Here is a 14965-nt window from a genome sequence, read left to right as displayed (position 1 = left end):
TCTTCTCTCCGTTGGGGATGCTCCGCGGGGACGGATATCCCCTGTTGGGGACGGGTGTTCCACCGTTGGGGACGGGGTGTCGAAGCGTACGCGGGCAGCGGCGCCCCGCCTTTCATGGTGACCTCGCGTCACCGGATGTTCCAGACGCCGCCCGGCCTCACCGGCGCCCGGACCGGCCCCGGGACACGAGCGATCCGGGCCCAACTCCCAAGGAAGGGGCTTGTGTTCATTCCCGGCCACTCACTATCGTCGGCCATTAGTGAACGGAAGCGTTCACTACAGTTTTCAGGGGGACCCCAGTGACGCCCGATCGAATAAGCACGGTCAAGACCACAGAAGCCCGCCCCGGCCCCAAGGACCGGCCGGCCCGGCCCGGCATAGCCCTGACCGTCATCGCGGCATGCCAGCTGATGGTGGTGCTCGACGCCACCATCGTGAACATCGCTCTGCCCCACATCCAGACCGCCCTCGGCTTCTCCACCAGCGACCTCACCTGGGTCATCAACGCCTACGCGCTCACGTTCGGCGGGCTGCTGCTGCTCGGCGGCCGGGCCGGTGACCTGCTCGGCCGACGCCGGATGTTCATCACCGGAATCCTGGCCTTCACGCTCGCCTCGCTGCTCGGCGGTTTCGCCCAGGAGCCCTGGCAGTTGCTCGCGGCGCGCGCCCTTCAAGGCATCGGCGGCGCCATCGCCTCACCGACCTCGCTCGCGCTGATCGCGACGACGTTCCCCGAAGGCCCCGAACGCAACCGCGCGTTCGGCGTGTTCGCCGCCGTCTCGGCCGGTGGCGGCGCCATCGGTCTGCTCGCGGGCGGCATGCTCACCGACTGGCTGAACTGGCGCTGGGTGCTGTTCGTCAACGTACCCATCGGTGTCTTCATCGCCTTCCTCGCGCCCCGCTTCATCAAGGAGTCGGAGCGCCATCCGGGCCGCTTCGACCTCACGGGCGCACTCACGTCCACGCTGGGCATGGCGGCGCTGGTCTACGGATTCATCCGGGCGTCCACGGACGGCTGGAGCGACTCGCTCACCCTGGGCTCGTTCGGAGCGGCCGTGCTGCTGCTCTTCGCGTTCATCGCGGTGGAGCGCCGCTCGGCCCAGCCCATCACGCCCCTGCGGATGTTCGCCGACCGCAACCGTTCCGGTACGTACGTGATGATGCTCAGCCTGGCCGCCGCGATGTTCGGCATGTTCTTCTTCATCGTGCTCTTCGTGCAGAACGTGCTGCACTACAGCCCGATCAAGGCGGGCCTGGCCTTCCTTCCGGTGACGGTCGCGATCGTCACGGGCGCCGGGATCTCCTCCAGCCTTCTGCCGAAGCTCGGTCCCAAACCCTTCATGGTGACCGGAACCACGCTCACCGGCCTCGGCATGGCCTGGCTGACCCAGATCGACCCGGACAGCTCGTACGCGGGCGGAATCCTCGGCCCGATGCTGATGTTCGGCTTCGGCATGGGGCTCAACTTCGTCACCCTGACCCTGACCGCCGTCTCCGGTGTCGCGGACAAGGAATCGGGCGCCGCCTCGGGCCTGTTGAACACCACCCAGCAGGTCGGCGGCGCGCTCGGCCTGTCCATCCTGACCACCGTGTTCGGCACCGCGAGCCGCCACGAGGCCACCGCCCAGGTCAACGACTTCCTGGCGAACGGCTCACCCGAGCAGAAGGCCGCGTTCCTCAAGTCCCGTCAGCTGCCCGCCCCTTGGAGCGACGCGGTCCTCGCCCACGGCATCGGCATCGCGTTCATCGCGGCCGTCGCGCTGGTCGCCCTGGCGATCCTGACCGCCGTCTTCGTCATCCAGGTCCGCAGGAGCGACCTGGAGGCCCTGAGCGGCAAGAACGCCGGCGCCGCGCTCTGACCACGAAAGAGCCGCCCCGTCCGCAGCGCGCGGGCGGGGCGGCTCTCCATGGGACAGGCACGTCAGGCAGCCGGCACCCAGTCCGGCAGCTGCTCGGTGTGCTCCAGCCACTCGGCGGGCGGCGCCCCGGCCGGGGCGGCCGCGACCACCCCGCCCACGATCGCGCAGGTCGTGTCGACGTCGCCGCCCACCTGCGCGGTCGTCCAGAACGCCGACGCGTAGTCGCCGAGCCCGCGCGCCGCCGACCAGAGGGCGAACGGCACGGTGTCGTGTGCGCTGGTGCGCCGTCCCGAGCCGAGCACCGCGGCCACCGTCGCCGCGTCGTCGTAGTCGAGCATGTCCCGCGCCCGCCGCAGCCCGGCGCCGACCGCGCTGCGCGGCACGAGCGCGATCACCGCGTCGAGCAGCTCACCCGGCCCGGGAGGACCTGCGGGGGCGGCGACCAGGGCCGCGGCCGCCGCGACGGCCATGGCGCCGACGACGGCCTCGCGGTGCTGGTGAGTGGTGTACGAGGAAATCTCGGCCTGGTGGGTGGCCTGCTCGGGATCGTCCGCGTACCAGGCGCCGAGCGGCGCGATCCGCATGGCGGAGCCGTTGCCCCAGGAGCCCTGGCCCTTGAACAGCGCGGAGGACAGCTCGCGCCAGTCCCCGCCCTCCCGGACCAGGCGGAGCATCCGGTTGACGGCGGGACCGTAGCCCCGGTCGAAGTCGTGGTGGTGCGCGAAGGACTGCGCGAGCGCGTCCTGGTCGATGCGGTCGTGCGAGGCGAGCACGGCGAGGACCGAGCAGGCCATCTCGGTGTCGTCGGTCCACTGCCAGGGGCCTTCGGGCAGTTCCCGGCGCTTGAGGCGGGGATAGTTGACGGGGACGAAGAACTGGGAGCCCAGTGCGTCGCCGACGGACAGCCCGCGCAGGCTGCCCAGCGCGCGTACGAAACGCGGGTCGAGTGATTCGGTGGAGGAGTCAGCGGTCATCTCAGGGCCACTCTATCCGGTGATCCCGTACGGTTCCGGGGCACGCCACCGCTGGAACGGCCGGTCGAGCGAGTACCGCCCGTCGGCGCCGAGCAGCAGCGTCCTGGTCTCGGCGTTCCCCGGATTGGACAGCGACTCGAAGTCGGCCACGCTCCAGTGGAACCAGCGCATGCAGAACAGCCTCATGGTGAGCCCGTGTGTCACGAGCAGCACGTTGGGCGGATGGTCGGGCGCCTCGAAGCTCCGATAGAGGCTCTCCAGGAACGCCCCCACCCGGTCGTAGACGTCGGCCCCGGACTCGCCCTGCGCGAACCGGTAGAAGAAGTGCCCGTACGCGTCCCGGTACGCCTTCTGCAGCTTGACGTCGTCGCGGTCCTGCCAGTTCCCCCAGTCCTGCTCGCGCAGCCGGGGCTCCTCCCGGATCCGTACCTGGTCCGGGTCGAGACCGAACGCCCGGAACGTCTCGTGGGTGCGCCGGTAGGGCGAGACGTAGACGCTGACCCTCTCGTTCCCGAACATCGCGCGCAGCCGCTTCCCCGTCGCCTCGGCCTGGCGCAGCCCGGCCTCGGTGAGCCTCAGCGCGTGGTCGGGCTCGCGCTCGTACACGGTGTCGTCGGCGTTGCCCTCCGACTCGCCGTGCCGGACGAGGACGATGCGTCGCGGTCTTGCCATGCCCAAACCCTAGATCGCCCGCGCGGCGATCGAGCACTTGTCCGGCCTCCATCCGGCGTACGCGCTCCGGGAGCCGCCTCAGACCGTCCAGTCCGCGTCGAGCCGGACCACATCGCCGGTGAGGGCCGCGACATCGGTCTCGGTCTGCGCCCGCAGCGAGAGCCGCTCCACCCGGTCGGCCCGGTACTTGCCGTGTTCGGCTGCCGACTGCCACATGGAGAGCACCAGGAACTCATGGCCGGGCGCCTCGGCGAACACCCCGCGCAGCATGCCCGGAGAGCCGGCCATCGCCGGGTTCCAGACCTTCTCCTGCATCAGCGCGAAGTGCTCGACCCGCTCTTCGTGCACCCGGCAGTGCGCGACGCGCACCACGTCCGCGTCGGTGAAGCGGGGCTCGAAGCCGGTCTTCACATCGAAGCGGTGGTCGAAGAGCTTCACCTCGATGTCCTTGTACGTGCCGGACTGCGCGGCGGCGAGCCGGTCGTGCGCCCGCGCCATGAAGGAGTCGTAGAACGCGCGGCTCTCCCAGAAGCCGAAGACATGGGCCACTTCCGGCCGCCTCCGGCTCCAGCCGCCGCCCTGCCCCCGGAAACCGGGCTCGCCCAGCAACCCCGCCCATTTCCGCTGCCCCCGCTCGAAACCGCGGCGGTCCACCACGGTGCAGCGAATCCACTTGACCAGCACCGCGCCATCGTACGGCGCACCACCATGCCCCGGTCAGGCTCCGGCGGAGTACTTCCGCGGGAATATGACGCGCGCCCCGAATCCCAGTCCACCGCCGAACACAGGGCCGACATCACCGGCCATTCAACCCACCTCCCAATGCGCCCAGTTGTGCGAGTTCTTCACGCTCCATCACGATATCGAAGACCTCTGACAACACCCCTCCGAGCTCGTCGGCGGGCACCTGGATCCGCTCCTCGGTGCCATCCGTACGAACGGTGGTGAGCTCGTCCCGGACCAGCGCCCGGCGCACTCCGGGCGCCGTCCGCTGCGCCACGACCTGGCCCACGAAACGGGATTGGGGGTGTGAGGAGCTGTAGTGGTTCATGACCGTGAAGTCGGCCGGGTAGAGCGTGTGCGGGGCGAAGGCGTAGAGGTCGAGCCACCCCTCGGGCCGCAGCGAGCGCAGGACGTGGGTGCCGTCGTCCTCGATTCCGACGCCGAAGGTCCACCCGCCCTGCTCCACGACCGCGCCGTCCCGCAGCGGCACCGGCTCCAGCGGCCCCTGGCCCCCGAACCCCGTGTCGCACAGCCAGGGTCGACCTTCGACGGTGACCGCGAGCAGCGCGTGGGTGACCGGCGGAAGCCACGTCCCCCGGGTCCGGTTGCGGGCCCCGCGCCCGCCGAACTCGAAGCCCAGGCGCTCGATGACGGCGGCGAACAGCGAGTTCTGCTCGTAGCAGTAGCCTCCGCGAGCCTGCCCGACGAGCTTGCCGACGAGGCTCTTCGCCTCCAGCGGGACGGGCCGCCCGAGGGCCACGTCCAGGTTCTCGAAGGGGATCGCCGCCACGTGTGCCCGGTGCAGGTCCCGCAAGGTCCGGAGCGTGGGCGACGCATCGCCGTCGTAGCCGATCCGCTCGAAGTAGGCGTCCAGATCGACGTCCTGGCCGTTCCACATCATGATCCCCCCGGAAACCCGAGGACCCCCGTGGCCCCCGCCGCGCACAATGATCACCGCCCGAACGCCGCGCACCAACACCATTCTTCGAACGGCTTCGCAACGGCGGGCGTGACAGCATGAGAGGCGCGCGGGGGCGGCAGGTCAGGCACGGGGAGGGGTTTGAATGAGCAGCATCAGCAAAGGGCTCGGCACGGTCGAGGTGGCACTGCGATGGGACCCTGCCCCGCTCGGCTCGCCCGCCCACGACCTGGATGTGGTCGCGCTGGTCTATCCGGCGGCCGCCCCGTACGGACCACCGGACTACTGGGTGTACTTCGACAGCCGCTCCCCCGACGGCACGATCAGCCTGAACCGCGACAGCCGCACCGGCCAGGGCCTCGGTTACGACGAGGTCATGACCCTGGACCTCGGCCGCATGCCGACGGAGCACGCCCGCGTGGTGGTCGGCGTGATCATCCAACAGGGGGCGGGGCGCCTCGTCTTCGGCGATGTGGCGAACCCCGGCATCCGTATCCGGGACGGCTACACGGAGCTGTCGAACCACGGCTTCGCGCAGGTGGCGGGCTCCCGGGCGGCGACGGTCGCGGAGTTCACCCGCGCCGATTCCGGCGCGTGGGTATTCCGCGAGGACATCCGCGGCTTCGCCCTTGACCCGGACGCGTTCATCGCCGCCATGGGGACGGCCTGACCCGTGGGCACGACCGAGGGGACCGGCGATTGCCGGTCCCCTCAGTGCACTTCTTCTCAGCTGAACCTGCGCACTACGTCGGGCTGTCCGCCCCACGCGGTGCGCCCGTGATCAGCTGCAGCCGCTGGTCGAGCCGCAGCCCTCGCAGATGTAGCAGGAGCCGGCCCGCTGCATCTTCGTACCGCAGGAGAAGCACAGCGGGGCGTCCGCGCTGACGCCGAGCTGCATCTCGACGAGCTCGGCCGAGTTGTGCGCGACCTTGGGGGCCTCGACCGCGACCGGCTTCGGTGCGGCGACGGCCTTCAGGGTCTCCGTCTGGCGCGGGGCCGACTGGGCCAGGCTCTCGACGTCCAGCTCCTCGTCCTCCAGGGTCGGCTCGTACGAGCCGGTGTCCAGGTGACGCTGGCGCTCCTCGGCGGAGTGGATGCCGAGGGCGGAGCGGGTCTCGAACGGCAGGAAGTCGAGCGCCAGGCGGCGGAAGATGTAGTCGACGATCGACTGCGCCATCCGCACGTCCGGGTCGTCCGTCATGCCGGCCGGCTCGAAGCGCATGTTGGTGAACTTCGAGACGTAGGTCTCCAGCGGCACGCCGTACTGGAGGCCGACCGAGACGGCGATGGAGAAGGCGTCCATCATGCCCGCGAGGGTCGAGCCCTGCTTGGACATCTTCAGGAAGACCTCGCCGAGACCGTCGTCCGGGTAGGAGTTGGCCGTCATGTAGCCCTCGGCGCCACCGACCGTGAAGGAGGTGGTGATCCCCGGGCGGCCCTTGGGAAGGCGCTTGCGGACCGGGCGGTACTCGACGACCTTCTCGACCGCGGTACGGATGGTCTCCTCGGCCTTGGCGGTGACCGCCTCCTTCTCCTTCTCCTTGGTCTTGGCGGAGAGGGGCTGGCCGACCTTGCAGTTGTCGCGGTAGATGGCGAGCGCCTTGACGCCCATCTTCCACGCCTCGAAGTAGACCTCTTCCACGTCCTCGACGGTCGCCGTCTCCGGCAGGTTGACCGTCTTGGAGAGCGCGCCCGAGATCCACGGCTGGATGGCCGCCATCATGCGGACGTGGCCCATCGCGGAGATGGAACGCTCACCCATGGCGCAGTCGAAGACCTCGTAGTGCTCGGTCTTCAGGCCCGGGGCGTCGATGACGTTCCCGTTCTCGGCGATGTGGGCGACGATCGCCTCGATCGCCTCCTCCTGGTAGCCGAGGCGGCGCAGCGCCTGCGGCACCGTGCCGTTGACGATCTGCATCGAGCCGCCGCCGACCAGCTTCTTGAACTTGACCAGGGCGAGGTCGGGCTCGAGGCCGGTGGTGTCGCACGACATGGCGAGACCGATGGTGCCGGTGGGCGCGATGACCGAGGCCTGCGCGTTGCGGAAACCGTTCTTCGCGCCGAGCCGGATCACGTCCTGCCAGGCCTCGGTGGCCGCGGCCCAGATCGGGTTGTCCAGGTCGTCCACGTGCACGGCCGTCGCGTTGGCGTCGGCGTGCTGCTTCATGACGCGCTGGTGCGGCTCGGCGTTGCGGGCGTAGCCGTCGTACGCGCCGACGACCGCGGCGAGCTCGGCGGAGCGCTTGTACGAGGTGCCGGTCATCAGGGAGGTGATGGCGCCGGCCAGCGCGCGGCCGCCGTCGGAGTCGTACGCGTGGCCCGTCGCCATCAGCAGGGCGCCGAGGTTGGCGTAGCCGATGCCGAGCTGGCGGTAGGCGCGGGTGTTCTCGCCGATCTTCTGGGTCGGGAAGTCCGCGAAGCAGATGGAGATGTCCATGGCCGTGATGACGAGCTCGACGACCTTGGCGAAGCGCTCGACCTCGAAGGACTGGTTGCCCTTGCCGTCGTCCTTGAGGAACTTCATCAGGTTCAGGGACGCGAGGTTGCAGGACGTGTTGTCCAGGTGCATGTACTCGCTGCACGGGTTCGAGCCGTTGATGCGGCCGGACTCGGGGCAGGTGTGCCAGTGGTTGATGGTGTCGTCGTACTGGATGCCCGGGTCGGCGCAGGCCCAGGCGGCCTCGGCCATCTTGCGGAAGAGCGACTTGGCGTCGACCTCTTCGATGACGTCACCGGTCATGCGGGCCCGCAGGCCGAACTTGCCGCCGGTCTCGACGGCCTTCATGAACTCGTCGTTCACCCGGACCGAGTTGTTGGCGTTCTGGTACTGGACGGACGTGATGTCGTCGCCGCCCAGGTCCATGTCGAAGCCCGCGTCGCGCAGCGCGCGGATCTTCTCCTCTTCCTTCACCTTGGTCTCGATGAAGTTCTCGATGTCGGGGTGGTCGACGTCGAGAATGACCATCTTCGCCGCGCGGCGGGTCGCGCCGCCGGACTTGATGGTTCCGGCCGAGGCGTCGGCGCCGCGCATGAAGGAGACCGGGCCGGACGCGTTGCCGCCGGAGGAGAGGAGCTCCTTGGAGGAGCGGATGCGGGAGAGGTTCAGGCCGGCACCGGAGCCGCCCTTGAAGATCATGCCCTCTTCCTTGTACCAGTCGAGGATCGACTCCATGGAGTCGTCGACGGCCAGGATGAAGCAGGCCGAGACCTGCTGCGGCTGGGGCGTGCCGACGTTGAACCACACCGGCGAGTTGAAGCTGAAGATCTGGTGCAGGAGTGCGTACGCCAGCTCGTGCTCGAAGATCTCGGCGTCGGCGGGCGAGGCGAAGTAGCCGTAGTCCTCGCCGGCCTTCGTGTAGGTCTTCACGATCCGGTCGATGAGCTGCTTGAGACCGGTCTCGCGCTGCGGGGTGCCGACGGCCCCGCGGAAGTACTTGCTGGTGACGATGTTGACCGCGTTCACCGACCAGAAGTCGGGGAACTCGACGCCACGCTGCTCGAAGTTGACCGAGCCGTCGCGCCAGTTGGTCATGACGACGTCACGGCGCTCCCAGGCCACCTCGTCGTACGGATGCACGCCGGGGGTGGTGTGGATGCGCTCGATGCGCAGCCCCTTGGTGGCCTTGGATCCCTTGGCTCGGGAGCCTCGTGCCGGGCCGCTCGCCGTCTCTGTCATTGCCGCCTCCCATACGCGGGCAAAAACGCCCAAAAGTGCCTGAATGTTCCCAAGGCACGGTGTTTGTCTGTTGCCACGGGCGCAGCGCAAGCTCACCCCTGGCAGGTCCTGGATTGCCGCCGATCGGCGACCTCGGGCCCGGTCCGGGCCCCTCGGTCAGTCGGCAGCGGTGGCGGGCACGGGGACCTCGGGGGTCACTCCGGCCCCGCACTCGTCTGATTGGTCTGCGGGAGGACGCCGCTCGCGGAGTTCCACGATGGCGGCCTCGAAGTCTTCGAGCGTGTCGAAAGCCCGGTATACGGACGCGAAGCGCAGGTACGCGACGAGGTCGAGCTCCTGCAGGGGGCCGAGTATGGCAAGCCCCACGTCGTGGGTGGTCAGCTCGGCGCTGCCGGTGGCGCGCACCGCCTCTTCGACCCGCTGGCCGAGCTTGGCGAGGGCGTCCTCGGTGACGGGCCGTCCCTGGCATGCCTTGCGGACGCCGGAGATGACCTTGGTGCGACTGAAGGGCTCGGTCACGCCGGAACGCTTGATGACCATCAGCGAGGCCGTCTCCACCGTCGTGAAGCGACGGGAGCAGTCGGGGCACTGGCGGCGCCGGCGGATCGACGTGCCGTCGTCGGTCGTACGACTGTCGACGACACGGCTGTCGGGGTGCCTGCAGAAGGGGCAGTGCATGGTTCCCAACCCTCCTTCACAGCACGACTGAATAGCCTCAGCAGGCTCGGAAACCTCCCGCGAAGCGACCACAAGCATAGGCGATGGCCAGGGTCTTGAAGGACCATGGACCACAACTTCTGGGTGGCTGCACCAATCCAACCACTAGATCTAGGGTTTCTCCGGTTATCCGGCCCTACCGCGTGTCGCGAAACCCCAGCTGAGGCCCGGCGGTTTCCGGCCGCCCAAGAGGTTACGGGAAGCGCGTCGCAGCACTGGATCGCGGGGTGCCGGATGACAGACTGTGCGCCGGCACGCCGTCGTCCTGAGCGACACGCGGCCGCCACCGGAACGGTCCCCGAGGGAGTGGTCGCCAAGCGTCCGACCCCGGCGGTGAAGGGTACCGTAATGGACCGAATTGCCGTTCGACGGGCCCCCAATCGGGACTCGCACATACACCCACCCGCAGGGCTGCGTAGCGCGTTCTGCGATTTTTCACTCGAACGTGTGTTTGGCGCAACCTTTCGAAAGCAACTACCGTTGTCCAGCTAGGGAGACCATTTCGAGAGGGGCCGACGTGACCACCACCGCAGACAGTGCCACCATCACTGCCCAGGACCGCTCCCAGACCCGACTTGAGCCGGTGCATGCCATGAATGACGCAGTCACGAACCAGGGGGCGGACGCCGGGCGTGCCCGCTCGCTGCCCGGCCGACCTCCAGGGATCAGGGCGGACAGCTCGGGGCTCACCGACCGGCAGCGGCGGGTCATCGAAGTCATCCGGGACTCCGTGCAGCGGCGTGGCTACCCGCCGTCGATGCGGGAGATCGGCCAGGCCGTCGGCCTCTCCAGCACCTCGTCCGTCGCCCACCAGCTGATGGCCCTGGAGCGCAAGGGCTTCCTGCGCCGCGACCCGCACCGGCCCCGCGCGTACGAGGTCCGGGGCTCCGACCAGCCGAGCAGCCAGCCCACCGACACCGCCGGCAAGCCCGCCGCCTCCTACGTGCCGCTGGTGGGCCGGATCGCCGCCGGTGGCCCGATCCTCGCCGAGGAGTCGGTCGAGGACGTCTTCCCTCTCCCCCGCCAGCTCGTCGGCGACGGCGAACTGTTCGTCCTGAAGGTCGTCGGCGACTCGATGATCGAAGCCGCGATCTGTGACGGCGACTGGGTCACGGTGCGCCGCCAGCCCGTCGCCGAGAACGGCGACATCGTCGCCGCGATGCTGGACGGCGAGGCCACCGTCAAGCGCTTCAAGCGCGAGGACAACCACATCTGGCTGCTCCCGCACAACGCCGCCTACCAGCCGATTCCCGGCGACGACGCGACCATTCTGGGCAAGGTCGTGGCGGTGCTCCGGCGGGTCTGACCCCTCCGCCGGCTCTGACCGGGCCCCGGGACCCCCTGCGCCGGTCCCGGGGCCCTGCTGTGTCCGCAGCGCAAAAGGAAGCGCAAAAGGAGGTGCTCCCGCCCGCGTGCTGCGGACGGGAGCACGCGGGCGGGAGCAGCACCCGTCCTACTTGCCGTCGGCCTTGGCCGCCGCGTCGATGGCCGCGAGCGAGCGACGCGCCTGGTTACGGTCCGTGGTGTACCAGAAGTCGGGCAGTGAGGCCCGCAGATAACTGCCGTAGCGGGCATTGGCCAGCCGCGGATCGAGCACCGCGACCACGCCCCGGTCACCCGTCGCCCGTACGAGCCGGCCCGCGCCCTGGGCCATCAGAAGCGCGGCATGCGTGGCTGCCACAGCCATGAAGCCGTTGCCGCCGCCCTCCTCCACCGCCTTCTGGCGGGCGCTCATCAGCGGGTCGTCGGGGCGCGGGAACGGGATCCGGTCCATGACCACCAGCTGACAGCTCGGGCCGGGCACATCCACGCCCTGCCACAGGGACAGCGTGCCGAACAAGCAGGTCTTCGGGTCGGCCGCGAACGACTTGATCAGCTCGCCCAGCGTCTCCTCGCCCTGGAGCAGGATCGGATTCTCCAGGCGCCCGCGCAGCTCCTCGGCGGCGGCCTGGGCGGCCCGCATCGAGGAGAACAGGCCGAGCGTGCGGCCCCCGGCCGCCTCCACCAGCTCCGCCAGCTCGTCCATCATGTCCCCGCGCGAACCCTCCCGGCCCGGGGTGGCCAGGTGCTTGGCGACGTAGAGGATGCCCTGCTTGGGGTAGTCGAAGGGCGAGCCGACATCGAGGCCCTTCCACTGCGGGACGTCCTCGCCGCCGGTGCCCTCCGGGGAGAGGCCGAGCGAGGCACCCACCCCGTTGAAGTCCCCGCCCAGCTTGAGCGTCGCGGAGGTCAGGACCACCGAGCGGTCCGCGAAGAGCTTCTCCCTGAGCAGGCCCGACACCGAGAGCGGGGCGACCCGCAGCGAGGCGCCGAAGCGGTCATGGCGCTCGTACCAGACGACGTCCCACTCGGAGCCGTTGGTGATGCGCTCCGCCACGCCGTGCACCGTCTCCAGCATGGCGACGGCCTGCTTGCGCACGGCGTCCTCGTCCTGGACGGACTTGTCGCGGGTGGAGCCGAGCGCCGAGATCACCTCGCGGGCGGCGTCGCGCAGCGCCATCAGCGCATACCCGAGGTCCTCCGGGACCTCCTCCAGGCGGCCCGGCAGCGCCAGCTCCATCACCCGCTCGAAGCCCTCGGAGGCGGTCTGCAGCTGGTCGGCCACCTTCTCGTTGACCAGCTTGGCGCTGCGCCGCACGGCCCGGTTGACCTGGCCGGGGGTGAGCTCGCCGGTCGCGACGCCGGTGACCCGGGAGACCAGCTCATGGGCCTCGTCGACGATCAGCACCTCGTGCTGCGGGAGCACCGGGGCGCCCTCGATCGCGTCGATGGCGAGCAGGGCGTGGTTGGTGACGACGACGTCGGAGAGCTTGGCGCGCTCCCGGGCCATCTCCGCGAAGCACTCCGCCCCATAGGCGCACTTGGTGGCGCCCAGACACTCGCGGGAGGAGACGGAGACCTGTCCCCACGCCTTGTCCGAGACGCCCGGCGTCAGGTCGTCACGGTCGCCGGTCTCGGTCTCGTCCGCCCAGTCCCGCATCCTCAGCAGGTCCTGGCCCAGCTTGCTGGTGGGCGCGGCCGACTCGAACTGGTCGAAGAGCCCCTCGTCCTCGTCCTGCGGCGCGCCCTCATGGAGGCGGTGCAGACACAGGTAATTGGAGCGGCCCTTCAGCATCGCGAACTGCGGACGGCGCCGCAGCAGCGGGTGCAGCGCGTCCACGGTGCGCGGCAGGTCGCGCTCCACGAGCTGGCGCTGGAGCGCCAGGGTGGCCGTGGCGATCACGACGCGCTCCCCGTGCGCGAGGGCCGGCACCAGGTAGCCGAGGGACTTTCCGGTGCCCGTCCCGGCCTGGACCAGCAGGTGGGAGCTGTCGTCGACGGCATCGGCGACAGCCGTGGCCATGGTGACCTGGCCAGGCCGCTCCACGCCGCCGACGGCGGTGACGGCGGCGTGCAGGAGCTCGGGGAGTGAAGGCTTTGTCATAGCCAGACCACCCTACGGCTCGCCACTGACAATCCGATCACTCAGCCGCTGCGAGAGGGTTCGCCACGGTGCCGTGCACGGTGGCGTGCGGCCGCTCGGGGCGGTCCCGGTAGCCGTCCGTGTGCAGCCGGTTCCGGTTGAGGCAGAGCCGGTCGATCCGGGGCGTCAGCAGGTCGAACGTCTCGTGGCGGTCCTTCTCGTGCGGGAAACGCGCCTGGTGGCGCAGGATCTCGTCGCGCACCAGGGCCCAGAAGTCGGCCTCGGGGACGTCCAGTTGGGCCTCGCAGAGCGGGGCGAGGAACCGGAAGACGCCCACGAAGAGCCCCGAATGAATGAATTGCGTGAGGAACGAGGGCGCCTCCGTAAGGAGGACGTTCCGCACGTCCTCGGGCATCGAGTCGTGCTCGGGAAGGTGCTCGGCGCTCACATTGATGTCGTCGACGAAGTCCTTGATCGCCAGGCGTACGGGCACGTCCTGGTCGTCGAAGACGACGATGGCGTTCTCCCCGTGCGGCGAGAAGACGGTTCCGTAGCGGTAGAGGAAGTGCAGCAGCGGCGGCAGCAGGGCACTGAACAGCCGGCGCAGCCACACCTGGGGCGCGAGCCCCGAGCGGGCGACGAGTTCGGCCGTGAAGGCGCGTCCGTCGGGGTCGGTGTGGAGCAGCGCGGCCAGGGTGCGGGCCCGTTCGCCCGCCGCGAGCCGTTGCGGCAGGGGCTCGCGCCAGATCGCCCCGAGCAGCTCCTTGTACTGGTAGGGGACTTCGGCGATGCGGTCGTACAGCGGGTGCTCCACGGCGACCGAGGCGACCTCGCCCAGCAGGATCACCCGGCATTCGTCCCGCAGGAAGGCATCCCGCTCGCACAGGCCCTGCACCCAGGCGGTGACGGCGGGCGCGGCCACGGTGCGCTCGGTCGGCAGGCCCCGCCAGACCAGGGTGTTGAGGATCGACAGCGGCAGTTTCACCGTGTGGCGTTCGGGCCGCGACAGGTTCAGGAAGGTGCGGATGGACTGCTGCGGCAGCCGTACGTCGCCGTCGGTGGGCAGCGGCACGATGGCGTTGTCGGCGACGGCCGGGGCGAAGAGCGGAAGGATCATCTCCGTCCACTGCCAGGGGTGGACGGGCAGGTAGAGGTAGGCCGCCGGGTCGAGGCCGCGGGACCGGAGGGCTGCGGCGAACGCCTCACGGACGGGGGCGTCGAGCTCACGGTCGTAGAGCCGGTCCGGCGTGGCCACCGGCTCGACGCCCCGGTAGCGCGCGAGGTCCGTGCGGACCGCGATCCAGGGCAGCCTGGCCTCCGTGCGGGCTTCCGGGCTCCAGCGCGCCGCGTCGTCGGCGGAGAACCCGAGCCGGCCCTTGTTCAGCACCAGCCAGGGATGGCCGGTCTGGTGGCCCTCCAGCTCGGCGTAGCCCAGGTCGGCGAGCTGGGCCGCGGGCAGCGCGGTGGAGTGCAGGCGGGCGTCCGCGGCCAGGGTGGCGGTGAGTTCCCGTACGAGGTGTCCGAAGGTGGCCCCGTCGACGCCGAGGGTCCGGCGGGCGAGCCCGAGGAAGCGGATGGGATCGCCGAAGGCCTCGACGGACGGGAGCGGATGCCCTGGGGTGCTCCGGTCGTCCGGCTCCCCCGCGCTCGGGACGCCCTGCTCGGTGCGGCGGACGGAGTCGGGGTCCACCTGCCAGCCGCCGTACGCACCGCGCCGGGCCAGGAAGGTCAAGGTGCTGCCGTCGTCCAGCGAGAACCCGTACTGACCTGTGCTTTTTCCGTCCGGCCCGGCATTGTCAGTGGTGGGTTCTACCGTTGGTTGCACGATCTCCTCGTAGGCGAAGGCACCGATCATCTTCGCCAGGAGGAGGCGTCCCGCACGGTCCCAGGCCTCGCGGTTCAGCTCGGGAGGGGCCAGCAGCCCGGGCGGGGCTTCGGGGTCGAGGAGGCCGCGGGATTCATCGGGGGAAGGAGGGTTCGGCATGGGGACTCCTCGGGATCGAACCGATTCGGGGCTAGAGG

11 protein-coding genes are annotated in these 14965 nt (G+C 69.9%); 3 read left to right on the top strand and 8 right to left on the bottom strand.

Features of this window, described 5'->3' with window-relative positions; all coding sequences use genetic code 11:
• Positions 1-314: 314 nt before the first annotated feature.
• The gene (locus ABD346_RS31400; RefSeq protein WP_344379486.1) at positions 315-1859 is read left to right on the top strand and encodes an MFS transporter; all 1545 of its coding nucleotides are present in this window, start codon (positions 315-317) and stop codon (positions 1857-1859) included.
• A 62-nt stretch (positions 1860-1921) separates the two neighbouring features.
• On the opposite strand, the gene ABD346_RS31395 is transcribed toward ABD346_RS31400, so the two are convergent.
• The 4 genes from ABD346_RS31395 to ABD346_RS31380 all read right to left on the bottom strand — a co-directional run bounded on the left by ABD346_RS31395 (position 1922) and on the right by ABD346_RS31380 (position 5129).
• Positions 1922-2833 carry an ADP-ribosylglycohydrolase family protein gene (locus ABD346_RS31395; protein ID WP_344379466.1) on the bottom strand — a complete coding sequence of 304 codons (912 nt, stop codon included), beginning with the start codon at positions 2831-2833 and terminating at the stop codon, positions 1922-1924.
• 12 nt (positions 2834-2845) lie between these two features.
• Positions 2846-3505, bottom strand: a complete 660-nt coding sequence (locus ABD346_RS31390; RefSeq protein WP_344379464.1) for a histidine phosphatase family protein — start codon at positions 3503-3505, stop codon at positions 2846-2848.
• 78 nt (positions 3506-3583) lie between these two features.
• A complete protein-coding gene (locus ABD346_RS31385; RefSeq protein WP_053726373.1) occupies positions 3584-4189 on the bottom strand; it encodes a YdbC family protein in 606 nt (201 codons plus the stop codon).
• Positions 4190-4301: 112 nt separating this feature from the next.
• Positions 4302-5129: an arylamine N-acetyltransferase family protein gene (locus ABD346_RS31380; RefSeq protein ID WP_344379463.1), complete on the bottom strand. Its 828-nt coding sequence runs from the start codon at positions 5127-5129 to the stop codon at positions 4302-4304.
• A gap of 163 nt (positions 5130-5292) precedes the next feature.
• Between ABD346_RS31380 and ABD346_RS31375 the strand changes: the two genes are divergently transcribed.
• Positions 5293-5817, top strand: a complete 525-nt coding sequence (locus tag ABD346_RS31375) for a TerD family protein (protein ID WP_344379462.1) — start codon at positions 5293-5295, stop codon at positions 5815-5817.
• A gap of 111 nt (positions 5818-5928) precedes the next feature.
• Here ABD346_RS31375 and ABD346_RS31370 read toward each other — a convergent pair whose 3' ends face one another.
• Positions 5929-8823, bottom strand: a complete 2895-nt coding sequence (locus ABD346_RS31370; RefSeq protein WP_344379461.1) for a vitamin B12-dependent ribonucleotide reductase — start codon at positions 8821-8823, stop codon at positions 5929-5931.
• Between the two features lie 156 nt (positions 8824-8979).
• Complete coding sequence (gene nrdR / locus ABD346_RS31365) at positions 8980-9501, bottom strand: transcriptional regulator NrdR (RefSeq protein WP_344379460.1); 522 nt, start codon at positions 9499-9501, stop codon at positions 8980-8982.
• 556 nt (positions 9502-10057) lie between these two features.
• On the opposite strand from nrdR, the gene lexA reads away from it, so the two are divergent.
• Positions 10058-10846, top strand: coding sequence for a transcriptional repressor LexA (gene lexA / locus ABD346_RS31360; protein WP_053726378.1), 789 nt, complete (start codon positions 10058-10060; stop codon positions 10844-10846).
• Between the two features lie 147 nt (positions 10847-10993).
• Here lexA and ABD346_RS31355 read toward each other — a convergent pair whose 3' ends face one another.
• Positions 10994-12964 carry an ATP-dependent DNA helicase gene (locus tag ABD346_RS31355; protein WP_344379459.1) on the bottom strand — a complete coding sequence of 657 codons (1971 nt, stop codon included), beginning with the start codon at positions 12962-12964 and terminating at the stop codon, positions 10994-10996.
• A 37-nt stretch (positions 12965-13001) separates the two neighbouring features.
• Positions 13002-14927 carry an IucA/IucC family protein gene (locus tag ABD346_RS31350; RefSeq protein WP_344379457.1) on the bottom strand — a complete coding sequence of 642 codons (1926 nt, stop codon included), beginning with the start codon at positions 14925-14927 and terminating at the stop codon, positions 13002-13004.
• Between the last annotated feature and the right edge of the window lie 38 nt (positions 14928-14965).

This window comes from Streptomyces mauvecolor, from assembly GCF_039532965.1.
Classification (GTDB): domain Bacteria; phylum Actinomycetota; class Actinomycetes; order Streptomycetales; family Streptomycetaceae; genus Streptomyces; species Streptomyces violascens.
This window is presented reverse-complemented; position numbering and strand designations above follow the sequence as displayed.